The organism is Shinella sp. Sh6 (assembly GCF_055392685.1).
On sequence record NZ_AP044005.1, the window covers coordinates 377,501 to 404,448 of the forward strand.

Sequence of the window (26,948 nt, forward strand, 5' to 3'; positions counted from 1 at the left end):
GGTCATGTGTTGTTCGAGGGCTTGCCCTTGTCTGACGCGTGTCCTGGTGGATGTTGCCTGACCGCGCATCCTCGGATTTGATCTCGAGAAGCTGGTCTTAATGATAGACTGCAAGCGAGCCGCTCGGCGTGGCTCCGATAAAGCAGGTCTATCGAACACGTCGATGGCATTGTCGAGTGGGTCGGGTTGTAAAAGGTAGCCCTATCCGCCGTTCATCTCTTCGGGATGACGGCTAGACGATGAGCATAGACAATGAGAACGATTAAGTGTCGTAAGGGCATTTGGTGGATGCCTTGGCATGCACAGGCGATGAAGGACGTGATACGCTGCGATAAGCCGTGGGGAGCTGCGAATGAGCTTTGATCCATGGATCTCCGAATGGGGCAACCCACCTTAAATGCTTGGAGAATTTAAGCCGTGCTTCGGTACGGCTTAGGTTTCCAAGCATTGTGATAAGGTATCTTACCCTGAATACATAGGGGTAAGAAGCGAACGCAGGGAACTGAAACATCTAAGTACCTGCAGGAAAGGACATCAACCGAGACTCCGCAAGTAGTGGCGAGCGAACGCGGACCAGGCCAGTGGCAACGGTGAATGAAGTGGAACGGAATGGAAAGTCCGGCCTTAGCGGGTGATAGCCCCGTACACGTAGAACAGCCGTTGTCCTTGAGTAGGGCGGGACACGTGAAATCCTGTCTGAACATGGGGAGACCACTCTCCAAGCCTAAGTACTCGTGCATGACCGATAGCGAACAAGTACCGTGAGGGAAAGGTGAAAAGCACCCCGACAAGGGGAGTGAAATAGAACCTGAAACCGGATGCCTACAAGCAGTCGGAGGGCGCAAGCCTGACGGCGTACCTTTTGTATAATGGGTCAACGACTTAGTGTAACGAGCAAGCTTAAGCCGATAGGTGTAGGCGCAGCGAAAGCGAGTCTGAACAGGGCGTTCAGTTCGTTGCATTAGACCCGAAACCGAGTGATCTAGCCATGAGCAGGTTGAAGGTTGGGTAACACCAACTGGAGGACCGAACCCGCATCTGTTGCAATAGATTGGGATGACTTGTGGCTAGGGGTGAAAGGCCAATCAAACTCGGAGATAGCTGGTTCTCCGCGAAATCTATTTAGGTAGAGCGTCGAGCGAATACCCACGGGGGTAGAGCACTGGATGGGCTATGGGGACTCACCGTCTTACTGATCCTAACCAAACTCCGAATACCGTGGAGTACTACTCGGCAGACACACGGCGGGTGCTAACGTCCGTCGTGAAAAGGGCAACAACCCTGACCTCCAGCTAAGGTCCCCAAGTCATGGCTAAGTGGGAAAGGATGTGAGGATCCCAAAACAACCAGGATGTTGGCTTAGAAGCAGCCATCATTTAAAGAAAGCGTAACAGCTCACTGGTCTAAATAAGGGTCTTTGCGCCGAAAATGTAACGGGGCTGAAGCCATGCACCGAAGCTGAGGATGTATCGCAAGATACGTGGTAGCGGAGCGTTCCGTAAGCCTGCGAAGGAGGACCCGTGAGGGCCTCTGGAGGTATCGGAAGTGCGAATGTTGACATGAGTAACGATAAAGGGGGTGAGAGACCCCCTCGCCGAAAGACCAAGGGTTCCTGCTTAAAGTTAATCTGAGCAGGGTTAGCCGGCCCCTAAGACGAGGCGGACACGCGTAGTCGATGGGAACCACGTTAATATTCGTGGGCCTGGTGGTAGTGACGGATTGCGTAACTTGTACATTCTTATTGGATTGGGTGTGCAGGGAAGCGGTTCCAGGAAATAGCTCCACCGTATAGACCGTACCCGAAACCGACACAGGTGGTCAGGTAGAGTATACCAAGGCGCTTGAGAGAACTGCGTTGAAGGAACTCGGCAAATTGCACGCGTAACTTCGGAAGAAGCGTGACCCCATTGTACGCAAGTATGGTGGGGTGGCACAGACCAGGGGGTAGCGACTGTTTATCAAAAACACAGGGCTCTGCGAAGTCGCAAGACGACGTATAGGGTCTGACGCCTGCCCGGTGCTGGAAGGTTAAGAGGAGAGGTGCAAGCTTTGAATCGAAGCCCCAGTAAACGGCGGCCGTAACTATAACGGTCCTAAGGTAGCGAAATTCCTTGTCGGGTAAGTTCCGACCTGCACGAATGGCGTAACGACTTCCCCGCTGTCTCCAACGCAGACTCAGTGAAATTGAATTCCCCGTGAAGATGCGGGGTTCCTGCGGTCAGACGGAAAGACCCCGTGCACCTTTACTATAGCTTTACACTGGCATTCGTGTCGGCATGTGTAGGATAGGTGGTAGGCTTTGAAGCAGGGACGCCAGTTCCTGTGGAGCCATCCTTGAAATACCACCCTTATCGTCATGGATGTCTAACCGCGGCCCGTCATCCGGGTCCGGGACAGTGTATGGTGGGTAGTTTGACTGGGGCGGTCGCCTCCGAAAGAGTAACGGAGGCGCGCGATGGTGGGCTCAGAGCGGTCGGAAATCGCTCGTCGAGTGCAATGGCATAAGCCCGCCTGACTGCGAGACTGACAAGTCGAGCAGAGACGAAAGTCGGTCATAGTGATCCGGTGGTCCCGCGTGGAAGGGCCATCGCTCAACGGATAAAAGGTACGCCGGGGATAACAGGCTGATGACCCCCAAGAGTCCATATCGACGGGGTTGTTTGGCACCTCGATGTCGGCTCATCGCATCCTGGGGCTGGAGCAGGTCCCAAGGGTTTGGCTGTTCGCCAATTAAAGCGGTACGTGAGCTGGGTTCAGAACGTCGTGAGACAGTTCGGTCCCTATCTGCCGTGGGTGTAGGAATATTGACAGGATCTGTCCCTAGTACGAGAGGACCGGGATGGACATATCTCTGGTGGACCTGTTGTCGTGCCAACGGCATAGCAGGGTAGCTATATATGGAAGGGATAACCGCTGAAGGCATCTAAGCGGGAAACCCACCTGAAAACGAGTATTCCCTTGAGAGCCGTGGAAGACGACCACGTTGATAGGACGGGTGTGGAAGTGCAGCAATGCATGAAGCTTACCGTTACTAATCGCTCGATTGGCTTGATCGTTCTCATTGTTCATGCTCATCCAACAAACTCGATGAGCCATCTCTTCCGTGCGCTTGCGGCCCCCCGGCCGAAGGCGCAGCCCGAAGAAAAAGACGTGTTCACAAAAGACAAACGAGGAAGAAACCCTTCCTCTACCAGCTTCTCGAAAGATTGCCCTTAGCCGACCTGGTGGTCATGGCGGGGTGGCCGCACCCGTTCCCATTCCGAACACGGCCGTGAAACGCCCCAGCGCCAATGGTACTTCGTCTCAAGACGCGGGAGAGTAGGTCGCTGCCAGGTCTGCTAAAGGCAATCAAAATCTTCTCAACCACAAAACCACCCATAACGCGGGGTGGAGCAGCCCGGTAGCTCGTCAGGCTCATAACCTGAAGGCCGCAGGTTCAAATCCTGCCCCCGCAACCAGTGTTACATAATAAGCCCCGTTGGAACCCCGACGGGGCTTTTTGTCGTCTGTCTCCCCAAGCAGCATGATCGCGCCGAGCTCACCCACGAGTTCGATATGGAGATCGCCCTCACCATCGGGCGTCAACCGGATCGTGCTGATCAGACCACGCAAAACCTCGACCGCTTCGTTGCGGGCAAGCTCGTCCTTGTTCAGCGCTTCCGTTAATGCCGCGACCTTGCGGCGGTAGATGTCGCTCAGACCCGGATGAAGCCGGAGCGGTTCCTCTTCACCGAGCTCGCTCAGTTCGTCGCGGATTACAATCTTGCGGGCCTCCAGCGCCGTCATCTTCTCCTTCATCGACGGGTGATACATGCCATCGGCAATCGCATCGACAATCTGGGTAATGGATTGCTCGACCTTCGCCAATTCTGTCTCGCTTGCCGTGCGGATAGCGAGATCGGCCTGCATGGCCTTGTTGTATTCCCGCTGGTATTCCTCGACGAAGGCGGCGATGAGGTCCGGATGGAGGAGCTTGTCGCGCAGGCCGCCGAGAACGCGGTCCTCCAGGCGGCTGCGATGGATCATGCGGCGATTGTCGCAGGTACCCTTGTTGCGGGCGCTGGCGCAGCCGTAATGCTGGCCGCCGACGAGCGTGTATGCGCCGCCACAACAGCCGCAGGCGAGAAGGCCGGAGAGAAGATAGCGGGTGCGGCGTGCGCGCTCGGGGCGAAACGCCCGGTCTTCCGTTTCCATGACACGCCGTGTGATGCCCTGGCGTTCCTTGACAGCATTCCAGAGCGCCTGTTCGAGGAGACGAAGTTCCGGCACCTCCTGGATGACCCATTCAGTCTCGGGATTGGGGCGGGCCTGCCGCTTGCCGGTCTCCGGATCCTTCACAAAATGCTGGCGGTTCCAGATCATCCGGCCGATGTAGAGTTCATTGTTGAGGATGCCGGTCCCGCGCCGCCAGTTGCCGTAGATGGTGGAGGCACCCCAGGATGTGCGCGCAGGACCGGGGACTCGCTCGGCATTCAACCGGGCGGCGATGGCGCGTGGGCTGATGCCGCTTGCATAGTCCCGGAAAATGCGTCGGACGACCTCGGCCTCCTGCTCGTCGATGGCGCGCTCGCCTGTGGTGAAGGTGCCATCCGGCAATGGCTGGCGGGCAACCCGGTATCCATAGGAGATGCCGCCGGCGGATTTGCCGTCGCGGACGCGGCCTTCGAGACCGCGATGCGTCTTCTGGGCGAGATCCTTGAGGAAGAGGGCGGACATCGTGCCCTTCAAGCCAATATGGAGCTCCGAAATCTCGCCTTCGGCTATCGTGACGATGGGAATGCCGAGGTAGCGCAACTGTTTGTGGAGGGCGGCGATGTGTTCCTGGTCGCGGGAGAGGCGGTCGAGGCCTTCGGCGACAAGGATGTCGAACATGCCGCTGCGGGCATCCATCATCATCGTCTGGTAGCCGGGCCGCAGATGAGAGCTGCCGCTGAGGCCCTGGTCGGCATAGAGCTTTGCTTCGCTCCAGCCGCGCTCGTCGATGAGGCGGCGGCAGATGCGATGCTGGTCTTCGATCGAAGCCTCGCGCTGCAGTTCGGAGGAATAGCGGGCGTAGATCGCGGCGCGCATGATGTCCTTTCCTATTCCGTTCTGTAGGCTTGCCGGTTGCGGCGTTCTGCCTTTGCCCTCTTGCGTCCGTCGCTGCGCAGGTTGCGCAACACCTCCTGGAACTTGCGGCTGGCCTCGACCGCAGTCGCCCTGTTGTAATGCTTCTCGGCCATCCGGAGCGTCGCATGACCCAGGATGTCGCGGATGATGCCGACATGCTGCGGAGCGTAGGTGGCAATCGAGGTCGCCGCGATGTGACGGAATTTATGGGGTCTCAACGTGAGTCCGAAGACGCGGTTTGTCAACTGGGCCAATCCGCCGGTGAAGCTGTCGATGGACATCGGGCCGCCGCGCTGGCTGATCCACAGGGCGTCGGACTCATTGCCTTGCAACAGGGTAGGGCGGTGGACGTCGAGATAAAGGCGCATGAAGGGGAGAAGGGGCTCGGGAAAGGGAAAGCGGCGTGCTTTCCGGTCCTTCATATCCGCGGCCGAAAACGCCAGGACCATGCCGTGGTCTGAAACCTCGATATGCTGGCTGACGGTCATGGCCATGAAGGCGCGCACCCTGACAGGGCGAGCAATCAACAGGCCGACCATCAATGCCTGGCGAAACCGCATGGCATCGGCGAGCGGGTTGGGTGAAGGCATATCCACAATCCGGTTAAGTAAAGTGAGGCTCCACTCAAACAACTCGGCGGCGGTGATCGGAATGGGCGGCTTCAACTGATGGGGGTTGGACTGTTCGTAGAGCGACCGGGCTGCATGGAAGAGCCAGGACCAATCGCCGTCCTTATCGAAACCCCTCACGATAACCGCAAGGGACAGTATCTGATTGGAGATCGAGCGGAGCTCGAGGCGCTGCTTGCCTTCATCGATGAAGGCACTCACGGCGTCCTTTGTGATGCGCTCGGTCGGGAGGAGGTCGAGACGATCAGGCTGGCTGCGATGCAGAAATGACAGCCAGCTTCCGTAGTTTTGGGCATGAAGGCGGCGGGTACCGGTAGACCAGCCGGCGAACGCACCACCTGTGTCGAACAGGCCTCCGGAGTTGAAGGCCTGTTCCCACAGTTTACGGTCAATCTTCGGCCAGGCGGCCAGCTTGATGATCAGAGGAATGATGGGGGCGGTCATTTGCGCGGCCTTTTCGATACATAGGTCCGCAGAACATCACCGTAGCGCTTGAAGGTGGCCTTGGTGGAGGCCGGGGCATAGAACGACGTTGTCGTATCCATCTTCGCATGACCGACAACGCGGCGGACATCCTCGTAGGAGCCGGGGTGAGCCTCAAGAAAGACGTAGGCACTGAAATGACGGAACAGGTGCACATTCATGATCAAGCCGGTCTCCCGGAAGATGCGTTCCTTGAGCAATTCCCCGAAATAAGCAGGGGTACGAGGCACACCTGAGATGGAGGGAAACAGCCAGTCGGAGAGCTCGTCGGCTGCATACTTGCGATGATGACTGATGTAACGGGCGATCACCGTTGAGTAGGGCGGTTCGATCACGGCGTCGATTGCCTGACGCCCCTTGGTCTTGTCGGGCGAAACGTGAACGAGGATAACGACGCTCCTGCCTTCCCTGACTATGGTCAGATCCTCCTTCATGTGCAGGTTGGACAGGTTCTTGACGCGCATGGGGCAACAAAGAAGGATCGCGATGGCGGCGGCGATCATGGCGCCGACGGTACCGGACTTGTTGCCTGCTGCCTTCTCCGCGCGCTGAAGCAGAGACATGGGAAGATTGGTGAGGCGGAGAATGTTGTCGCGTGCCTCGAACTGATTCATGCGGCGCTGGCTCTTCTCCGACATGGAGGAGCGGTTCATTCCCAGTTGATCCCCAACCTGGCTCTGGGCGGCGGCGATTTTGTCGATGATGGTTTTGTCCAGCTTCAGATAGTGGCGCGCAATGGCCATGATGGTCGCGAGAATGTTGCTGAGGCCGGAGGGGAACTTCCCGTCGTGCCGCGCTATCATATGGCGGACCGCTGCACTGATCACCGCGATCTGGATCAGATCGGCCAGCCCCTTGAAATGCTCGGGCGGGTAGCCGGCGGCAACCGCAGCATCGAGAGTCTGGCGAATATGGGCCTCGATGTTGCGCAGGGACGTCGGACGCAACGGCCTGCGTGGCCCTTCCCCGGAAAACAAGTCGGGTTCACGCAGGCGCTTCAGGTAGCACTCGATGTCTTCCCTAAGGGAAGCGGGGTAGGTGCCGAGGCGGCGGGCAAGGTGACGCTCAGACAGGGCTGTGGTCAGCAGCGAGATGTCGAGGCCGGCGCGTTTGATGATGGCGTTGAATGCGGTCGCTGTGTCCTTGACGATCTTCTTCGGATCGTTGGTCAGGACGCGGGCATCGAGCCAGGTGCGAAACTCCCGCACGATGGCATCATCAACATTCGCCGGTTCTGTCTGACGCTGGCTGCAGAAGCGAGCGAACCGTGACAGGAACCATGCATGGTGTTTTGCGGTGGCATGGTTGAGAAACTCCGTCCACGCCGGAAGGGGCTCGGTGTCGCGGTTGTCGGCAGGGATGATGCCGGCAAGTTCGAGAGCGGCGGCCAGGTCCGCACGGATGTTGGCAAGGCGCTTCTTGCTGATGCGGCACTGAACAGGATGCAGTTTGGCGAACAGATCCCGCAAGGCTGTGATATTGGTCAGGATGTCTGACGGAGGCCGGCCGACGAGCCTGGCCGTGCTGTTGCAGGCCGAGATCAGGTCGCGGCGGCGTTTGGCGGCCAGCGTTTTGTTGTTGCCCAGGAACGCAATGAGGTCATCGAGTGTGTCGATGGGTTGGCGTTTCCGGCCGCCCTTGCGGATGACGATAGCCATAAAAAATGCTCCTTCTGATAAGGTCACAATTGAACAAGAGGGGATGGGAGAGGTCCTGACAGGACAGGTGTGATCAGGAGCGGAAAATCGGGAAAATACCGCTGCGAACTTGAGGCCAAAGTTGGCGTCTGTATTGTCCCGATAATCGGAATTGAGGTGACTTATCAGGCCATTAGTGGACTGGAATGATCAGCTCTTCCTGTGCTGCTCGATGAAGGCCAGAAGGTCTTTCTCTGCGATGCGCCAGAGACGGCCGAACTTGTGGGCCGCGAGTTCGCCGGACTTGATCTTGCGGCGAAGCGTGCGGGTGCTGACCGACAGAAAGTTGGCAGCCTGCTCCAGGGTCATCATGCGATTGGGATCAAGCGGCGCCATCGGGTTCGTGCTCCTGTTTATCGTCGTGAGGAGAGGCGGTTCGTGCGGCGATGGCTTCGCGGGCGGCCTGGCGGGCGAGGATGCGAGAAAGTGCAATTAATTGCACAAATGCATCAGGCGACGGCGTCGCCCTTGTCTCTTTCCCCGTCCTGTCGTTCCGCCTTACGGAAGACATTGCCTGTGCCTCTCGGTTCACACACCGTCACCATGAGGGCGTGTCTGGCAATCAGGATAGGTGGAGCTGGAAAGAGGAAAAGTGCCGATTTATCAGCTGGTTCAGCCGGTGATCCGGGTGAATTTGGCTAGTGCATAGCTACCGGAGTGGATGTCCTTGATTTGCGGAGGGAAACCGCCAGGCCTCCCGAAAACCGTTATGCCCGAAACAGTCTCTGGTTCCGGGCATAGGCAGGATGTGGAGACCGTCCTCAGGTATTGGCCAGCCCCGAAATAAGCCCCATGAGGGCGTTCTCCTTACCGGTGAGACCGCCGTTTGCCTTCGGCTTGGCGCCGTGCTTGACCAACAGTGCCTGGAAGCGATCATGTACGGCTTCGGGAAGATAGAGCAGTACAACCCTGGCGCCAGCGACGGGCACTTCGCCCCTGAGAACAGCGTCAAGGCCGTAGGCGGTCGTTTCCTCGGCGAGAGACAGAAGCTGTTCGGCGTTGTCCTCGTTGAGATGGCCGCTCAGGCGGTTCAATTTGGCCCAGCCGATCCGGTTCAAGCGCTCATCGGAGGCATTGAGATCGTCAAAGATGCGGGCCACTCTTGCCAATGCGTAGGCCCGGCGCCTGCCGATGCCGACCTGCTCGGCCACCTCCGCAAAAATGTCTGAGCGCTGCTCCTGTACCTGCCGCAGCTCCTTGGCCAACCGCATGAAATCGCGGCCGACGAAATCGGCGATGATGGCGATCTTGTCGTCGAGATAGGGGTCCTATTTGGTCATACGCAAAACTCCTGGTTTTTGTTTGCGTGACCTATTCTTCTGTTTAACCTAGTAAAAACAAATGTTTATAAGAGAAATCCCGCAGCGTTATTTGACGATCACGTCTCCTTCCCGCCATATGAACCGGGAAGGCCTCCTTGCCTCCGTAGCATCCCGTTCGGCAAGCGCGCGCAGCATGTCCCCAATCGCCTGAACGAATGCGTCCCGGTGGGCCGGCAGGAACTGCTCGATGCGCGGAGCGGATCTGCCGTCGATGCTGACATAGTTCGTGGAGCCGGTGGCAATGGTGCCGCCAATCAATCCGGCCAGTTTCTCCATGTAGGGGCGCCATATGTCTTCTGGCGCTTCCCAAGCCGCCGGGTTCGTCCAGAGCTGGCCATTCTTCGTAATATAGCCAAGATTGATCGGCTTCTGTCTGTCGGGAAGATCGGCCTTCAGGTTCAGGCTGGCCTTGAGATCGGGATAGACGCCTAGAGGCTCCAGCGCCGCCAGGAAATCATGGAGAACGCCCGGCAAACGTGGACCGCGCCGGCCGATCGCTTCCCAGAAATCGGATGAACTGAGCGACTGTGGTCCGAGCTGCTCTTCCTGTGGAACGGGATGCACCGACACCGCTCCATGCTCTACACGCACGATACCGCGTTCGATCATGACGGTTCTGGCCAGCGTGCTCGGCACGACGAGAAGGTCACCGGTCGCATTCCGCCAGACAGACAGCTCGATCAGCGCGAAGGTGAAATGCGCGCCGGCATGACTTTGCAGGAGCTGGGCGAGCGCTTCCGTCTCGGCCCTGATGCCGTCACCCAATGCGATGGCAAGCATCCTGCCCCGGCGCAGATTGTTCGCCACGGCGTCGATGAACGCGGCTTCGCTTAACGCCTCCGGGTGATCGCGGACCAGATCGAACAGCCGCTCCGGTGCGCCGTTCCCCCGCCGGATGGCGGCTTCGAAACCTTCGTAGCTCATCCTGCCGAGGGCAGCGACGTAGTCGAGCACCTGCGCAACGACCTCCCGCCGCATTTGGCTGTTGCGCCAAAGCTTCGCTTCCACCAGCACGATGTCGCCGGCAGGCGTGAGGTAGAGGTTGTCGATAAAACCGTGCCCACAGGGGACTTCCCGCGCGGCAGGCAGGAGGTCGCCGAAACCCGGCTCGATATCCGCGATGGGCAGGATGGCGGGATGATCGTGGATCAATGCCTGAAGCCATGCCTCATCATGAGTACCGGCGCCCAGATGAATCCGCTCTAACTCGCAGCGTGTGTTCGTCCTGCTGACGAGAACGGGGCGAGCATATATCCTGGTCATGTCGAGATCCTGATGACCGTGTTCATGGCAGTAGGCTCGACGCTGTCCAGACCGGGCCATTGCGCTCTTCGTCCTTGAGGCTGCTCGAGCCGAAGGAGAACCGAAGACCCGCGAATATCGTGCTGACATTGGCGTGTCCCAGGGAGGCTCCGCTCATGAAGGGCTCGATCTGGTCGAAGCGATAGCCGGAGAAGACGGTGACCGGAACGCTCTCTGGCCTGTAATTGATCGAGAAGGTCGCAGACCTGGTATTCAGCTTGAGATCGGCATGGCTGAGGCGATTGATTGCACCTTCCACATCGAAGCGAAAATTGTCGGTCGCATAAAGGCGCGCGCCGATTGCGCCCACGGCATGATCCGCCGCGTAGCCTTCCCACCTTGCCTGGCCGTAGCCGGCGCGCCCGTAGATCGTTGCCTGATCCATGAACCAGGCGCCCTCGACGCCCCCCAGATAGTCCTTGATCGTGTCGTTCAGGCCATAACCGAGGTAATCGGCATCGATCGAACTTGCCTGGACGAAGCCGCCAGCGGCGAATTCCCGGTCTCGGTAATAGGCGTGTCCGGCGCCGATGAGCTGGTTGACTCCGACGTCTTCAACGGTAGTTCTTGCATAGCCTCCATCGAACTGGACGTTCAGTCCGCCGGGACCTTCGATATTGATGGAGCCTCGCAGGGCCCAGGCATGGCCGTCGACATCATAAGGCGTGTCGAAAGCCTTGTTGAAGCTGCCTTCGACGTAACCCGAAAATCCGGAGCCCGACGGCTCCAGCATGTCCGTCGTGTCGGCGGCATTGTCATAGGACGAGAACGGCCTGCCGGCGATGATCGGCTTGTCGATATCGGCGGCGATTGCGGGACACGCCGCGACAATCATGAGAAGGCTTGAAAGGTATGTTGCTCTGATCACGACAGGAACTCCGTCTTGCCGCGGTCCTTGGCCGCGGCTGGTTTTGGTTGAAGGGGATTTCCCCGATACAAACCCGTCGACGGTGACGACGCGGAACAAACAGGAGCCGAGATCGGGATTCGCATATAAACCGTATAGTTGTACGGGTTTACAAATCGTTTCCGACTTCGCTCCGTTCTCGAATCCCCAACCCGGATTGAAATACGGGTATGGACACGAAAACGCGCTTTGGATTGCGCCTGAAGGCGATCCGCAGGGAAAAGAAGCTGACGCAGGAGGAACTGGCCACCCGGATCGGGCGCTCGGTCGATGCGTTGTCGAACATCGAGCGCGGCAAAAGCCTCCCGAACTTTGTCACGGTCGAGCAACTGTCGCAGGCGCTCGATGTCCCGCTCAAGACCTTGTTCGACTTCGACGAAGCACCGATCTCCAGGCGCAGGGCTCAGCTGATAGAGGAATTGCAGTCTATCACACGAGAGTTATCGGACGACACACTCGAACTCGCCGTCGAGCAGATCAGGGTGTTGGCGAGGAAAAGGACATCGCCTGGGTTAGAGAAATGACGGTAAAGGGGCCGGGAGCCGACTGGCAGGTTTCGCGTAGAATGATGCACCTAGCGGACATTCGGCTGGAGGCTAAGCAAGCCCTCGGATTGGAAACGGACGGCGTTAGCGCGCCTCGCCCACCAGAGCCCAAGCCTTTCTGGCCAGCGCCCCGGTTCGCAAACTTCACAACGCACATGGCTCGACACTGCTGCTCTTTAGGACGGGGCTGCGCTGTTTCGCCGGAGGATCAGCAACGCGACGCGCATTCGTCTTGTGTCGCCAATGTGACAAAATGCCAACTGAACTCAACTGTTTGACGATTGATCGCTGAGAGACAAGTTGAAATTGCACCCGTTTTTTGTACTATACCTTTTGGGGAGGCGCGATCTTGGGGGATAATCGTGAAGCTGTGCCTGACGATCGGGGTGTCTCGTTCAACCCCACTAACCCTGTTGCCTGGTGCGATAACCGTTGCTCATGAAATGGCCACTTGGGCCCAACAATCCGGTTTCGCGACCAAGCTGATCACCGACGAAGCAGACGAGCCGGTCACGATATCTCGTGTCCGTGAAACCTTGCTGGCAATGTTGCCCCAAAACGATGAGGTGGAACTCTTCATCCTGCATTTTGCGGGACACGGATTTCGTACCGGCGCCGAACAGAACGTCTGGCTGCCGAGCGACTGGTATCAGGAAATGCGGGGCATTTCGGTCGAGGGGCTGAGACGCCAACTTTACCGCCACGGCATCAAGAGCCTCTCCATATTCAGTGACGCCTGCAGATCGCTCCCTCCAGACATCGAGACGGCAGATATAGCAGAGGACCCTGTCCTTCCGCGTGGACCTTATGATCCCGTTCAGCCCGTACTCGACCGCTTCAGTGCGGTCATGGATGGCGAGAAGGCCTTTATGCTGAAGGGAGACCAGACATCCCCTGCCCGCTGCATTTTCTCAACTGTCATACTCGAAGGTTTGTGCGGTCACCGCGATGAGGCTTTCGACAAGTACCTTCCGGATTGCGTCATTCCAGAATCCCTTGGCCTGTTCTCGCAAGCACGAATGCGGGAGATCGGTGAGCGATACCGCCTGAAATGCTCGCCCGACGTCTCGACCGGCATTCCCCGCGAACATACTGTCTATTTTCAGCGCGGCAAATCGCCCGGTGGCAATATACCTCCGCCGCAGTGGCCGGCACCGCCCGAAGATCCAGCTCATGACAGGCTCATCGCCGAGTGGAAGACGAAGCTACCCGAGGATTTGGATCCCAGGGCCACATTGGAAGATTGGGAATCAACAACGAAACAGCGATACGTTCGCGACAGTTTCTCGGTTGGAAAAGCTTTTCTAGGCGACGGTACAAATCTGGTCGTGCTGGGTCAGACACCGAAGCGCATCTGGGCGACGGCGATCGCTTGGCGCAATGGCAGTCCCGGGCGTCCTAGCGAATATCGCATTAATGTGGAAGACGCGGCGGTTCAGGTTCTCGTTGAGTTTCGCGATAGGGTAGTTGCCTCGGCAGTGGTTTACCGGGATCTGATCACCGTTTTGAGCCGTGACAAGCGTGGTGTGATCGGCTGGACTTGTGTGAACCGATGGATGGAAGTACAGCCCCAAATCGAAAACTCGATCAATGTCATCGCCAATTTGCAACTTGGCAAACTGCCGGCCGATCAGGTCGATCGGATGGCGGCAGGCCTTCGCGAAATGAAGCACGTCAACCCGGTCGTCGGAGCGATTTCGAGCTACCTTTACGACTATGGCGGCGATATCGACAGCATACGCCGCATGGCCTACTTCTACTGCCAGTATGATCAGGCCATCCCGTTCGACATCGCTTTCATGGGACTGCTCCCAATCAGGCGTCGCCAGCACGGTTATGAGGCGAAAGTGCCGGCCGTAGACGCGCGTAGGCAATCCCCTCACAACGATGCTCTTCCGGAATGGGTCGCACGCGCAACACCCGCACAAAGGGGTGAAATCGCCGGTTTCTGGCCGTGGCTGCGTCAGGGGTGGCAGTTCGTCGAAGATCCGGAAGCTGAGGAGAAGGCGGCAGCCGATAGCCTACGCAACGTCATCCCGTTCCTGCTGCCATCGCAGTTCTCGTCGTTTAAGAAGGAAGGCGCAGAGATCCTGATCCGAAAATTCCACATGGAGGGGAACATATGAACGTCCTGATGATCCACGGTATTGGCCAGGAAGGGGCGACGCAGCACCAACTGATCGACAAATGGACCAACAGCCTGCACGGCGTCGCGCCCGGCCTGCTCAAGGGCTCCACTGTCAATATGGCCTATTACGGCACCACTCTTGCCGACTGGACGACCCGCAAGACGAAAGGCGCTGTCGGGATGGGCGCCGATGACACTGAGGTCGATATCGGTGACGATGAGGAAATGAAGTTCCTAGCCTCAGCGTTGGAGGAGGCTCTTGTTGAAAGTGGTGGCGGAGAAGCAGAGATAGAAGCGGCACTCGAGGAAGCAGGCAACGACGCCGTTCCCATGGACACTTTCTTCGGCCGGCGCATTGTCGGTCTGGTTCGTGCGCTTGAAAAGATATCTCCGGCGAAAGGGTCGATCCTGCTACGGGTGGTCAAACAAGGCCACACCTATCTGTCCGCGCCGGGAGCGGGAACGGCGGTCGACGCCATTGTGCGTCCATACCTACAAAAAAGTCCGCAAGTGCTGATCACCCATTCACTCGGAACAGTTATTGCATTTAAACTCTTGAGAGAGATGGAAGCACAGGGCAAAAGTGTCGAGATGCCGTTGCTAATCACCATGGGATCACCGCTCGGACTGGACGCATTCAAGAAGAAGATCGGCCCGCCGCGCCGCAAGCCTTCCTTCGTCAATCGCTGGGTAAATTTCTACGACCCCTCCGATCTGGTCGCGCTTGGAAAAGATCTGGATGAGAACACGTTCGCGGCAGGGATCGAAAATGATGGAACCGTAGACAATCAGACGAGCAATGCTCACGGCATTATCGGCTACCTCCCGCACAAAGGCGTTGTCGACGCCCTGAAAAAGGTCCTGTAGCCAGCTCGGCGGAAGATGGTCACATACGATCCCGACCAAACCCACGATTGTCTTGCCTCGAACACCCTCTTGAAACCTCACGAAGCCTCACTGGGTTTCTGGGGTAGTTGGACGACAACACCCCCGATATACGTGCACAACATGGCTCTGAAGCGAAATCTCTTTCAAAGATGACGGCTCGTTTCAGGCAAAAGCGGTGCAGACATCTTTGACCAAGACGAAGGCGCTTAGCCGCTTTCTGCCGAGGCGCGGCCCCACATGGCGCGAGGCCGCTCATTGTCAGATCTCTGTATGCTCCGCCAGTTTCAGCGCGTCCTCTATGTCGACCCCGAAGTACCGGACCGCGTTCTCGATCTTAGTGTGTCCGAGTAGAATCTGGATCGCACGAAGATTGCCTGTTGCCTTGTAAATCATTGCTGCCTTCGTGCGTCGAAGCGAGTGTGTTCCGTAGTCCTCACACCTCAGACCAATGGCCGTCACCCACTCGTCAACCAACCGGGCATATTGTCTAGTACTGAGATGCTCGGCGTGATCAACTCGACTGGGAAAGGCGTAGTCATCGACAGTTCCTCCCCTACACTGAAGCTAGGCAAGCAGGCTTGCCCTGACCTCGGACGTGATCTCGAACTGTACTGGACGTCCAGTCTTCTGCTGAACGACCATGGAACGAGTCCAAATTTCTTGGCCTGTGACGAGGGTCCCAATTTTGATCTTAACGAGATCGCAGCCTCGAAGTTGCTGTCGATGGCGAGATCGAACAGGGCGCGGTCTCTCATTCGCCCCTCTCGATCTAGGAAGAAGCGGACCGCCCAGATTTGGCGCTGCTTTAGCGGCTTCTTCACGCCCACTTGTCGGCCGGCGTTCCATGCCGGTCTGCTCAGCGCGGCAGGATCATATTGCGCAATACCCATTTAAGTTCTCCTCAGGCCAACCATTGGCCATAGGAAAAACGCGCAAAGTCTAGGTTTGAAGGGGGGCCGACTCCGGACAGTCAGATATTAGGGGAATATCAGGAAGCGGACATTTTTTGTCGCCAAATCGGCACGTCTCCGTAAGCGGCAGTCACGGCGCTCAGCGCGTCGCGGGCTGGTCGAAAATTTGGCCAAGACAGTTACACCCGCGCCGCAATCGCCGTACGTCCGTCCCATGGCCGAAAATGCCACCTACGAGGGCGCCGGGTTTCAGAATCTCGCCACGGTCATCATCTATCTCTCTGGTGACTCCGAGGCTGCGACCTCCTGCCTGATGGTGAATCTCAGCTCGTCGATGTTCCACTCGCTCCGAGGTTCGGGCTCATGCTGCATCGGGCCACCAGGCCGTTCGCCTTCCCGAAGCAGTGTCACGAGGTCGACCAGTGTCAGCCGTTCATGCCTGTGCCGCGCCTGCAATGTCGCGTTGTAGAACTGATTCCAGTTGGCGAACGCCACGTCAGGCGCCTGCGTGACGCCGCCGAGCGGATGCGCGAAATGTCGTGTGACGATCACGCGGAACGTTTCGACTTTCGGAAAGTCGGCCCCGACGCGAAGGGTCGCCCGGATTTCACTGCCATCAGCGGATTGTGTCCAGTCGGCAACTGCGCCCAGCCAGCGCTCCGACTGTTCTCGAAGCCGTCTGCCTCGCAGATGACCCGAGTGGATGTCCATCCCGTAGATGTCTTGGTGCTTGAGCTGGATGAGGACCGCTGTCCCGGTTGCAGGCTCCAAGGCGACCACATCAATGTCCGTCAGTGTCCTTCCTCCCTTCCGGAGATGGACATTGTCGCGATATTCCAGCCCGGGAATGACGTCGTCCAGCACTCGCCTGACGGCGCGCTGCATCGACTGTTCCCGCGTTCGCTGGTTCTGGTCGTACTCACCGGGAAAATGATGCCGCAGCGAGTCCAGAAGGTACTGAATCGGATTGGCGAGAACCGCCGACTGGCACCGGATGAAGTCGTTGTCCGAGCATCTGATCATGGGCGGCAGCGGGCTGCCGGGCCTGTCCAGGAACTTGGTGTTCTCGCGTCCGACCGAGAGCACCTCGAACACCGTTCGGACCTGCTCCGGCGTCGCGTCCTCGTAGTCGTCGAATAGACTGCCGAAGAAGTTTATTGCCGCGAGCATATCGTCGAGGAACGGGGCGGTTTCGGCGGATACCGTGAGCACGTTCTCGAGACGAATGCCCGGCACCTTCTTCACGAGGGCTTCAGCGAAGCGTTCGTGCCGGACAGCGAGGGACATCAGGAAGGTGAGCCCGAGCATGTACGTCTGAAAGGGCACGCCCCCGAAGCTCACGGCGAAATGGAAAGCGTCGTATCCCTCCTTCATCCGAAGCAGGTGGGAGGCGACGCCGAAGAAGTACGTGTCGAGGGTCGGGTGGGCATCATAGCCGATGAAGTGGTCCATGAAGGGGTGGACCAGCTCGGTCAGCAACCGCTCGACGTCGGCAGCCATGTCCCTGCCGATCTCCGAATGGAGAAGCTCCTCGAAGTCCTCGCGCGCGATCGCGTAGAAATGTTCGGCGACGGCGCGCTCATAATATTCATCGTCCGGGAGGACCGGTGGCAGGGTTACGATATATTCGATCGGTCCCGTGCGCTCCACTTTGCCGAGCCCCGTCATTGCCATCTGCGCCACGCGCCGTCCGTGCTCGATCATGCCCAAGCCTATAGCGATCTCTAGCACAGGAATTGTAATGCTGCGGTCACGGCGGAAAAGCACCGTAGGGACATCGAACGACGGTCGGCTTTCAAGCGTCAGCTTGATCAACCGGGTGATACCGAGGTGCATGAGATAGAACTGCTCCTGCTGATCGAAGGTCGGCTCCGCCGCGCGCGCAAAATTGTAGGAATACCAGTCCAGCTCGTTGATCGCCGCACGGAGGAACAGTCCGAGATTATCGGTTGCGAGCTTAGCAGCGAACTTCCCTTCCTGCTCCGTGAGTGCGTCGAAGAACTCGCGCAGGGGACTCGTATCGGAACTGCCCGCGGGCAAGACGGCACTCAACCCTTGAATCCCAGAGATCGCGCCTCTGTCAGGATCTTCTCCCCGTGCACCGCCTGCTTGCGGGTCGGCGGCTTGCCATTGCCGGCGGCCCTACCAAGGCTGAACGACAGCGACCTCTGCCATGGCTGGAGGCTCTGGGTGTCCTTGGCCCAAGCGGCGAGGTCGAACCAGGTCTGCGACGGCACGGCCGCAACCCGCGCGAGCTGTTCGCTTTCCGAGGCGCTGACCTGCTCTTCGAAGACGTGCGCGCCCTCTGCCGTTCGCGCGCCGTCGCGAGTCACGAGTTCTGCCTTCACGACCGCCGGAATCTCGATGGCGAGATCACGGAAGCCTTCCCAGCAGGCGAGCTTCTTCGCCCATTCAGTCACGTTCTGACCGCCGGGCGGATTGGTGATGTGTTCGTGGGCGTGGTGACTGAGCGTTTCGACGAAGCCGGCCAGTGCCAAGGTCAGTTCTTGGGCTGCCCAGATGCCGTCGAGGTTGATCCGGCGCTCGGTGTGATGGGAGAGCCAGGCGATGCTGTAGGTGACGATGTTCGCGCGGTAGCCGCCGAACTTTTGACGCGAGACGATCTTCTCTGACTGTCGGAACAGGATCGCCCGGGCCATCGCACGCTCGAACCAGCACTCGTCCGGCTCGAAACCTCCGCGCTGCTCCAGCACGTCCATGAAATCGAGATAGCACTTCTGTCCGCCCCGGCTGACAATGTGCGGCAGCTGCGACCAGCTGTGCTCGTATTTTGCTAGATCCGTCTTGGTGATGAGCTGATTGCGTGGATGGATTAGCTCCCATTTTCGGCGTTCGGCGTCGGTCCGGTTCTGCGCCAACGCGTCATGATATTGGCCGCGGGCACGCTCGTAGAACCAGCGTGTCTGTCGCTGGAGCCCGCCCACCGGCGGCGCCCAGATCGAGCGCGACAGCTCCTCCATCCGTCGGTGAAAGGCATGATTGGACGAAAAGTCTGCCATGTTTACCTTGTTCTGGTTGTTGGCAGATTGCGAGATGCGCGGGGCGATGTCGTCGAGGTCGCCGTCCGACAGGATTTCAGTGATCTTCACCGGTACCTGCAGCCTTGCAGGGTCAGCGCTGTCCTTGCGCCATGCCCGAAAAATCGAACCGGTGGTCTGGCCGCCGTTCACGATCTGGAAGTCGCTCGCAGAGAGCAGGTCTGCGGTGCCGTCACCATGATCCACCAGCTTCACGCCGGAGGCGGTGACAGAGAGTCCGTTGTTGAAAGCCAGGAACATCTCCGGCTCTTCGATGATGGTCTTGCGGATTCCTTGGTTAACCTTCCCTTTCAGCTGGAGAAAGCTGCGCACATTGCGCTCCAGCAGCCGAGGCCCGTGCTGACGATACATCTCGACGAGGGCGTCGCCGGGCAGCATCGTTATCAGGCAGCGATAGCCGGCGTCAGGCGGGGTCGCAACGATGCACCGAACCGGCTTCCCCAGCCGGCCAAAATCGACTTCGATCGGTTCGCGGTCGACGCCCGAGGAGCACGCGCGCATCAGGCGGCGCAAATCCCAGAGATGGCTGGAAACCTCAATCCGCCCGATCATCTCATTCTCGATGCGATCGACGGTGGCGACGCCGTCCGTTAGCACGAAGAGGCGGACGTGGCTTAGATCGTCGCGCGCATCGTGGATCGAGCGACACATGTCGTAGCGATCGAGCGCCGCCTCCATCGTGCGATGCTGCCCGTCGAGCGACCGCGACAGGAAGGTGAACAGGCGTCGAAAGGCGGCGTCGACATCGGCTTTAGGCACCGTTCCTGCCTTGCCGTCCAGCCGGGGCAGCGACAGGAAGAGGTCGAGCCGGTCGCCGTCTTCCGATAAGTACCAGCCGCTGCAGCGCATGGCGCGCCCTTCGAAGTCGCAAGCCGTACCGTCATCGATTTCCGACGCATCGACCAAATATTCTATCATGAGTTCGGTGAAGGCGCTGGCGCGCAGCGCCCCATCCTCCGCCGCGTCCGCCCTGGCGAAGACGTCCTGCTGCAGGTCTCGCGCAAACTGGGCTAGTTCCTCGGTTTCGGTCATTCTCCGCCCCCGGTCATATAACGCACGGTCTCTTCATCCATTTCCCATGCTCCAAGGTCGTCGGCGATGATCGAATAGTGGATATCGCCGACCCCGGCCGGCAGGTTTGCCTCGGTCAGCCTCGGAAATTCGCCTTCGACGCGGAACCACCGGGTCATTGCGACACGATAGCACCGTGCCTCATACAGCGGCGCGTGGACGTCGAGATAGTCGGCGAGCAGCAGGCGCTCGTCGAACAGTCGGGCCGCAGGCTCGTCACCGGCAAGCCGCAGCCGCAGCTGTGCGACCAAGTTGGGCAGCGACAGGCCATGAGGCTCGCTTTCGTCGAGCCGCACGCTCGCAAGGACGAGCGTGTCGTGCGGTCTCTCGTCGAGCTGCTTCTCGTTCGAGATGATGATCTTTGCGTGACGCTTGGCGAGCGAGGCCTTGACCTCGACCGCAAGCCCTCTTCGGCGAAAATCCTGGTGGGCACTGTCGGAGCCGATCCAGGCCGTGACGCCATCGAGCAGGGTTCCGCTCTCGAGAAACAGCTGATCCAAGACGACGAGCTCGCCGAACAGTCCGCGCTGTCGTTCCTCTGACAGGCCTTCCGGTGCGATCCGATCGAACAGTCCCTGCCACATGCAGAGCCGGTTGATGCAGCGCTGCAGCGCTGATGCCGAACTGGGCTCGGCGATGATGGCGTTGACAAGATCGGCCGAGAGTACGGCGAAGATTTCGCGCAGCCGTTCCTCCTCGAGGACGATCGCAAGCCGCGTGCGTTCGGGCTGACCACCGCCGCCATGTTCCTCGAGGACCACGCGAACTCCTCGGCAGCGCGGAACACGCTTCGCCAGATCGGCGATATGCCCGTCGCCTTCAACCAGAAGGCCGCTGCGTCCCCGAGGCCAGAAGATGCAGGCGAAGACGTCGACCGCCGCCTGTGCGTCGAGGCGGCGTTGATCCATCCCCGACATGCTGCGCCGCCCGGAAGCAAGATTCGCCCAGCGATCTATGAGGTCGGCCGGGGTCAATCGAAGAGGTCCTCAAGCTGTTTCACACTGTTCTCGGCATATTCGATCTCGCGGGCATTCTCGTCCCAGGGGAAGCTGACCGCGAAGCCTATCAGCGGCGTCGATCCCGCCCCAGTGTCGATCGGATAGATCAGCAGCAGGCCACGCGAAGGATCGCGCTGACGGCGAATGAAGGGCCCGCTGGGACTGCTCGGCTGGTCGCGCTTCGGTGGCTTCTTGAGTTCCCAAGCTGCCAGCGTTGCATCGAACGCTGCATCAACCTGGGCTCGATCGAGGTCGAGCACCTCGTCGGAAGGGCTGATCAAGCGGCCGATCGTGTATTTCCCCTTCTGGCGAGGCGACTTGTTCTCGCGGCGCGTGAGGGCGATATCGTAGCCGCCGATGTAGTGCCGCCCGCCGCCGCGCCCACCGGCAAGCAGGGCGACGGTCCAGTTGTCGAGCTGCCCGTCCGACACCCGATCGGAGACGTAGTCGCTGATCGCGCGCGAATTCGCCTTCCAGGATTCCCTGGCTGTCTCGACCCGCGCCATCAGAGCCGCGACATCCGCGCCATCGACTCCGGTCCAGATGTAGCGGTTGAGTTCGGGCTGGATCACTGGCAGCCCGGCGATGAAGCCGGAAAAGGTCTCGAGATTGCGAGCCGCGTTGGCGGTGTCGAATGACACCGTCTCGGAGATCGTACCGGAAAAGCCGGCGCGCACCTTGGTCACGGCGCGCATCTTGTTCGCCGCAGTGATCAGCATACCGTTTGGATGCGCCCGGACGCGGTTGCCGAACTGGTCGGGAGTCTGACCGGTCGCGTACATGAGGTCAAATTCCTCGCGCAGCTCGGAGGTCGCCACGGCGATGTGACGATACCAAGTTACGAGCTCGGACGACGTGTACAGACGGCAGAGGTCGGCATAGCCCGGGCGATAGCCGAACCACCGGCCCATCTGCATGAGCGTGTCGTACATTTTCGAGGTGCGGACGAAGTAGCTGACCGAAAGGCCCTCGAGAGTAAGGCCGCGCGACAGCTTGTCACCTCCGATGGCGATCACCGAAAGGCCGTCAGGGTGCTCGGCATAGTTTAGGGCATCCTTGGCGGAGCCGTTGATCTCCCGCACCTCGATGCGGCGCGTGGCGTCGAACAGTTGCTCTTGCACCTGATCCCACTCCAACGGTGCGAGCTGATGATCGGCGAGCATTTCATGCAGCGCTGGAAAATTCGCTTCGAAGTCGCTGCGCCAGACCGCTTCCAGACGATCAAGCGCATCGCCGCCGGTACCGGGATATTCGAGCTGACGGCGAATGTCGGTCAGCTCCTCTTCGATGAGGCGCGCGACCTGCTGCTGGACAAACGTAAACCGCGTGACGTGGACGAGCATCGAGTTGTCGACCGACACGTCACCCCGCACACGACGGGCAGCGCAGGCGAGAATGAAGGCGAGGATGGCCTCGTGCAGTGTTCCGGGCAGCGCAGTGACCGAAAGCTCCTTCTTATGCTTGGGGGGAAAGATGGTCTCCGCATCGTCGACTTCGCGGATGATGGGCAGCCCCCGGCTCTCGCCGTCGGGACCCGGACGGGCAAGACCAAAGACCTTCTCGGCGCCAATGTAGTTGGAAGGCGCCGGGATGTTGATGATAAAGCTGCGAGGAAAGAGGTCCTCGCCGTACTTCTTGCTCCACCCTTCGTGGTGGATGAAGACGTTCGCGAACGGCGTGGCTGTGTAGCCGACATAGGCGCTCTTCTCGAAGAGGGTCAGCAGCCGGCGGATGTGCTTGTTGGTATTGGTCGGATCGGCATCTTCGTCGATGTTACCGTCTTGGTCGCGATACTCGTTCGTGTTCGCGGAGGCATAGTCGGCCTCGTCGTCGATGATCAGCAGCGGCACGCCCCGAACGATGTCCCCTCCGGGCACGCCCTCGTCCCTCTCCGCCCGAACCTTCAGCCACTTGTGCAGGTTCTCGAGAATGCTGACCCGCTTCTTGACTACCAGCAGCACCGGATCCTTGCCGCCGGGAATGATCTTAGTTCCCTGCGCGGTAGACAGTTTGAAGTCGCCACTCTCCATGCTGCTCGTCAGCGAATGGGCGACCAGGAAGGGCGCACCCGGCAATGCTCCTGCGCCGATGCGCTGGTTCTGCTGGTCGGCCCGAAGATTGAGACGGGTGTCGAACCCGAAGAAGCCTTCGTCGAGGCGAATCTGTGTCTGACTGCGCAGGCTGTTGTGTACGCCGGCCATCACGATGACGAGGGGATATCCGGCGTCGACGGCCTTGCAGATTAGGCCGGTGTAGTTGGACGTCTTGCCGGACTGCACGTCACCTACTACGAGACCGCGGCGATCCCATTCCCCTTCGGTCAGCGGATCGCGCAGTCGGTCGAGAATGTCGTCGGTCAGGCCGTCGAGCTGCTCGACCACGTCGCGCGCCATGCGCTTTCGGAGCTCGAGATACTTACGGTAGCGGGACCAGAAATCGAACTTCCGGTTCTCGCGCGCTGCCTTGATCCAGGCCTTGAAGTCGCGGTCGTCGATGACCGAATAGCCGCCGACATGAACATTGTTGTTGGCCTCCAGCTCGCGACGAAGACGATCGGCGTTGATGCCGGCAAAATTGGGCATGCCGGCCACCGTCGCCACAGCCCGGTCGAGCGCCTCGGGCGTGACGCGCGTTTCCATCATCAGCAAGCCGTTCGCGACGGCGTAGGCAGCCTCGAACATCGGTCCCCCCGGGCCTCCCCCCATGAATTTCACTCCTGCTACTGTCCGGTCGCCACTTCATCGAGAAAGGCTGCCACCATTTCGGGATACTGGTTGAACGGTTCCATGGTCAGGAGCGCACGCGCTGCGTCGGGACGACCGCGGCCGTCCTCGAGCAGTGCTTGGAACGTCTCGGCCATGGCCGTTTTGAGATCGGTGGCGGAGTCCTCGAACGGCTGTCCAAAGCCGTCGGGTGTCTCTGCGTTGTTGATGACGATCAGCGGGGCCGGAATCGTCTGTTCGATGAGCGCAAGAAGGGCACGGACCGGGGCCTTGTCATCGGCCGTGTCGAGCACCTTGCGCGCAAGCGGATGATCGCGATTGATCTTGTAGTAGGTCTTTCCGCGCTTCACGACTTGGTTCCAGAGGAACACATCGTTGCTGCCGAGCTTGCGCTGCACGACCTTGCCACGATGGCGATAGATGCTCGCAGCCTGACCCCGGGCAGTGCGGGCGATCCGCTGGAGATCGCGGCGAAGCGCGGCCGGCGGTCGCGCCCGGGATTTTTTGACGTCGATCTGCCAGAGAAGATCGGCGGAGTTGGCGAGATCGATGCGGATCCGGGCGAGCTTGAAATGCTCTTCCTTCTGCATGCCGAGACCCAACCAGTCGCCCGCGACTAGCAGGCGCTTGTTGCGGTAGATATAGAAGCCCTGATGGGCATTCCACCCGCGCGGGCCGGCCGCCCAGGCATGCTGCTCGGGCGAGATCCGCGAATGATGCGGCAGGATGAACGCCTTGACCTCGACCGCCTCGCCATCGGCAACGAGCGTCTCGGCGGGCAGAGGATCGACCTTGTCGGTATCCTCGAGAAACGGGTCCCAAGGTTCGATCTGGCGACCGTTGAGGTGAAGTCTGACCGCATTCCTTCCCCGCAGGAATCGATGGAACACCATGGCGAGGTGGGCCTTCAAGGAATCTGCGCGCTCGCGGAAGTGCTTCTGCGCGGTCTCGTCGTCGATGGTGGCATCGCCAACGAGCTGGTCGAGGCGGTCCCAGAAGAGGATCGATCCCTGCTCCTGACCATCGAGCAGCGCCCGGTCCTCGTCACTCAGCAGCTCTTTTCCCTTGAGGAGCCGCCATTCGCCGGTCCCGGTCGAGGCGATATAGTCGAGGTCCCAGCGCCGGATGCTGATCTCGCCGCCACGCGTCTTCGACATTACGGTGAGACAACGGCACTGGGAGATGGAGGCGGTCTTCATGCCGAGCCCGAAACGGCCGAGATCATTTGCGCCGCGAACCTCGAGTGGGCTGAGACTGCCAGGCCGCATCGCTTGGCACAGCGTATCCTCGGTCATGCCGGTCCCGTCATCGCGCGTTGTAATGCGCGATTCGGGGCCATCCCAGATCATCTCGATCCAGATGTTCCGGGCGCTCGCTGAAATGCTGTTGTCGATGATGTCAGCGAGCGCAGTGGGAAGATCATAGCCAAACGCGCGTAAGGACTCGAAGAGTTCGGCCGCACCCGGACTGGCGAGATCATAATCTTCAGTGTTAACCGACATGATCGAGCGCTGCGGCCTCCGTCACGGTCTCGTCACCAAGTCGCCGTGTATTGAGGATGAACCAAAGCGCACCACCAATCCATCGCGCAAGCAGTGGCGGAACAGCATTGCCAACCTGCACATACTGCTGCGTACGGTTCCCTTTGAAGAAATAGTTGTCCGGAAACGTCTGCAGGCGGGCAGCTTCGCGCACGGACAGGCTGCGGCATTGAATCGGATCGGGATGAATGAAGTAGTGGCCATCCTTGGAAATATGGCTTGTCACGGTGGTCGATGGTCCGCCTGACAGCTGAACGCGGAACCGGTCGGCAAACTTACCCGAGGTCCAGTTTGCATGCGCGGGCGCGAGTTCGTCCGGGTAATCGGACGCTTTCGGTGAGCGGCCGACGACCTCCGCGAAGACAGCTGCGAAGAAGTACCGAGCAAGATCGCTCGCCATATGACCACGAGTCGTGTGGTTCGGAAGGGTCTCGAGTTTCGAATCGATCAGCCAGTCCCTGAGGTCTGCCGGGCAGTCGTCCGCGATGCCCACGCCATGTGCTTCGCGCGCTGGAACCTCGTTGAGCGCCTTGAAAGCTTGGAGGTATATTGTCGCTCGCTCCGAGAATTTCTCCTGCGCCGGGGCAGTGAGCCCGGTGTCCATTCCGGCAACAAACGCCATCGCGATCTCGACGGTTTGTTTCCATTCATCCTTTCCATCCTCGCCTCGACTGAGGCCGCTGCGCAGCTTCGGCATGCCATTAAGGACATGGCCAACAGTGGCTCGCAGATTATGCTTTACCATCAGATCGGCCAGCGAGGACGGCGGCAACCCCTCGGCAATATCAGCTCGGAGACCTACGACAATTACGCGGTGCCGGGCCTGTGGAACGCCGAAGTCCTCGGCACGGACGATGAAGTCGGACGCGCATGGTTCGAAGTGCGTGAGATCCAGTTGCCGGCGTGATCTTGGATCAAGCGCAATGAGCGTGTAAGCAGTAGCCCCGGGTCGCTCTCCGCGGAGGTCGCGAAGAACCTGATCGAAAATGCGGTTCTCGCCATCGATTGACGACGAGAGCATGCCTTTCACATTTTCCATGACGAATGCCGCAGGCTGAAGACGATCGAGAATCCGGATATATTCCTTGTAGAGGAAGTGCTTGTGGTCCTCCGCAGCCTTGTATTTTTTGATTCCCAAGTTGCGGGCACGGCCGACCAAGGAATAGGCCTGACATGGCGGGCCGCCGATCAGGATGGTATGGCCATCGCTGTCGGCCCGAATCTTATCGAGACGTTTGTTCAATCTCTTTTCAGGGTCTTCCTTGCCCAGTTCGAGCTGCCACGCCTCGTCAACTGCCGCGGCCCACTGCTGGGGGTATTTAGCCATCCAGTCCGGCTCTTCGCCGCCTTCGTTGATGAACGTGTAATACTCCTTCGGCAACGCGTCGCCGAATTGCCGCAGGAAGCTGCGCAGTCGCAGTGTCGAATGCGCCGTCTTTTCCTTTTCGATCGAGAGGGCGATGTGGAAGGCATGTTCGCCATTCCCCGCCGGGACACGGGAAAATCCCTCGGCCAGCCCTCCCGGGCCTGCAAATATGTCGACAACGGAATATGTTGGCAAGAATCGGACTCTTTCAGTAGACACGAGCACAAGCTCGATGATTATCAGGTCCAGGAAAAAATGACAGACTCCGA

The 26,948-nt window shown here is 59.4% G+C and carries 15 protein-coding genes, 1 tRNA gene, 2 rRNA genes and 2 pseudogenes; 6 read left to right on the forward strand and 14 right to left on the reverse strand.

Going from position 1 to position 26,948, the window contains the following annotated elements; genetic code table 11:
- Positions 1 to 260: 260 nt before the first annotated feature.
- The 3 genes from ACZ5TO_RS01825 (at position 261) to ACZ5TO_RS01835 (ending at position 3,458) form a co-directional block, all read left to right on the forward strand.
- Positions 261 to 3,056, forward strand: a 23S ribosomal RNA gene (locus ACZ5TO_RS01825).
- A 164-nt stretch (positions 3,057 to 3,220) separates the two neighbouring features.
- Positions 3,221 to 3,335 (forward strand): 5S ribosomal RNA (gene rrf / locus ACZ5TO_RS01830).
- Between the two features lie 46 nt (positions 3,336 to 3,381).
- A tRNA-Met gene (locus tag ACZ5TO_RS01835) sits at positions 3,382 to 3,458 on the forward strand.
- Between the two features lie 583 nt (positions 3,459 to 4,041).
- Here ACZ5TO_RS01835 and ACZ5TO_RS01840 read toward each other — a convergent pair.
- The 7 genes and pseudogenes from ACZ5TO_RS01840 to ACZ5TO_RS01870 form a co-directional block, all read right to left on the reverse strand.
- Positions 4,042 to 5,070: pseudogene (locus tag ACZ5TO_RS01840) on the reverse strand (recombinase family protein); the annotation flags it as partial.
- Positions 5,071 to 5,081: 11 nt separating this feature from the next.
- Positions 5,082 to 6,182, reverse strand: coding sequence for a tyrosine-type recombinase/integrase (locus tag ACZ5TO_RS01845; RefSeq protein WP_464799315.1), 1,101 nt, complete (start codon positions 6,180 to 6,182; stop codon positions 5,082 to 5,084).
- Positions 6,179 to 7,879: a tyrosine-type recombinase/integrase gene (locus tag ACZ5TO_RS01850; protein WP_464799316.1), complete on the reverse strand. Its 1,701-nt coding sequence runs from the start codon at positions 7,877 to 7,879 to the stop codon at positions 6,179 to 6,181. Before ACZ5TO_RS01850 ends, ACZ5TO_RS01845 begins: the two co-directional genes overlap by 4 nt.
- 189 nt (positions 7,880 to 8,068) lie before the next feature.
- Positions 8,069 to 8,254, reverse strand: a complete 186-nt coding sequence (locus ACZ5TO_RS01855) for a helix-turn-helix domain-containing protein (RefSeq protein ID WP_464799317.1) — start codon at positions 8,252 to 8,254, stop codon at positions 8,069 to 8,071.
- 425 nt (positions 8,255 to 8,679) lie between these two features.
- Complete coding sequence (locus ACZ5TO_RS01860; RefSeq protein ID WP_464799318.1) at positions 8,680 to 9,129, reverse strand: hypothetical protein; 450 nt, start codon at positions 9,127 to 9,129, stop codon at positions 8,680 to 8,682.
- A 156-nt stretch (positions 9,130 to 9,285) separates the two neighbouring features.
- Entirely contained in the window at positions 9,286 to 10,503 is a 1,218-nt protein-coding gene (locus ACZ5TO_RS01865; protein ID WP_464799319.1) for a hypothetical protein, read from the reverse strand.
- A 22-nt stretch (positions 10,504 to 10,525) separates the two neighbouring features.
- Positions 10,526 to 11,410 (reverse strand): hypothetical protein, encoded by an 885-nt coding sequence (locus tag ACZ5TO_RS01870; RefSeq protein WP_464799320.1) that lies wholly within the window; start codon positions 11,408 to 11,410, stop codon positions 10,526 to 10,528.
- 209 nt (positions 11,411 to 11,619) lie between these two features.
- Between ACZ5TO_RS01870 and ACZ5TO_RS01875 the strand changes: the two genes are divergently transcribed.
- From ACZ5TO_RS01875 to ACZ5TO_RS01885, 3 genes are all read left to right on the forward strand, one after another.
- The gene (locus ACZ5TO_RS01875; protein ID WP_464799321.1) at positions 11,620 to 11,973 is read left to right on the forward strand and encodes a helix-turn-helix domain-containing protein; all 354 of its coding nucleotides are present in this window, start codon (positions 11,620 to 11,622) and stop codon (positions 11,971 to 11,973) included.
- A 383-nt stretch (positions 11,974 to 12,356) separates the two neighbouring features.
- Positions 12,357 to 14,120, forward strand: coding sequence for a caspase family protein (locus ACZ5TO_RS01880; RefSeq protein WP_464799322.1), 1,764 nt, complete (start codon positions 12,357 to 12,359; stop codon positions 14,118 to 14,120).
- Positions 14,117 to 14,989 carry a hypothetical protein gene (locus ACZ5TO_RS01885; RefSeq protein ID WP_464799323.1) on the forward strand — a complete coding sequence of 291 codons (873 nt, stop codon included), beginning with the start codon at positions 14,117 to 14,119 and terminating at the stop codon, positions 14,987 to 14,989. Before ACZ5TO_RS01880 ends, ACZ5TO_RS01885 begins: the two co-directional genes overlap by 4 nt.
- Before the next feature lie 279 nt (positions 14,990 to 15,268).
- Here ACZ5TO_RS01885 and ACZ5TO_RS01890 read toward each other — a convergent pair.
- From ACZ5TO_RS01890 to ACZ5TO_RS01920, 7 genes and pseudogenes are all read right to left on the reverse strand, one after another.
- A pseudogene (locus ACZ5TO_RS01890) lies at positions 15,269 to 15,900 on the reverse strand (tyrosine-type recombinase/integrase).
- Between the two features lie 294 nt (positions 15,901 to 16,194).
- Positions 16,195 to 17,973 (reverse strand): hypothetical protein, encoded by a 1,779-nt coding sequence (locus ACZ5TO_RS01895; protein ID WP_464799324.1) that lies wholly within the window; start codon positions 17,971 to 17,973, stop codon positions 16,195 to 16,197.
- Entirely contained in the window at positions 17,970 to 20,012 is a 2,043-nt protein-coding gene (locus ACZ5TO_RS01900) for an AIPR family protein (RefSeq protein WP_464799325.1), read from the reverse strand. The genes ACZ5TO_RS01895 and ACZ5TO_RS01900 overlap by 4 nt, the downstream gene beginning before the upstream one ends.
- Positions 20,009 to 21,025: a PD-(D/E)XK motif protein gene (locus ACZ5TO_RS01905; RefSeq protein WP_464799326.1), complete on the reverse strand. Its 1,017-nt coding sequence runs from the start codon at positions 21,023 to 21,025 to the stop codon at positions 20,009 to 20,011. The genes ACZ5TO_RS01900 and ACZ5TO_RS01905 overlap by 4 nt, the downstream gene beginning before the upstream one ends.
- On the reverse strand, positions 21,022 to 23,730 hold the full coding sequence (locus tag ACZ5TO_RS01910; RefSeq protein WP_464799327.1) for a Z1 domain-containing protein: 2,709 nt from the start codon (positions 23,728 to 23,730) through the stop codon (positions 21,022 to 21,024). The genes ACZ5TO_RS01905 and ACZ5TO_RS01910 overlap by 4 nt, the downstream gene beginning before the upstream one ends.
- 38 nt (positions 23,731 to 23,768) lie before the next feature.
- Positions 23,769 to 25,274 (reverse strand): ATP-binding protein, encoded by a 1,506-nt coding sequence (locus ACZ5TO_RS01915; protein ID WP_464799328.1) that lies wholly within the window; start codon positions 25,272 to 25,274, stop codon positions 23,769 to 23,771.
- Positions 25,264 to 26,874 (reverse strand): DNA cytosine methyltransferase, encoded by a 1,611-nt coding sequence (locus tag ACZ5TO_RS01920; protein WP_464799329.1) that lies wholly within the window; start codon positions 26,872 to 26,874, stop codon positions 25,264 to 25,266. The genes ACZ5TO_RS01915 and ACZ5TO_RS01920 overlap by 11 nt, the downstream gene beginning before the upstream one ends.
- Between the last annotated feature and the right edge of the window lie 74 nt (positions 26,875 to 26,948).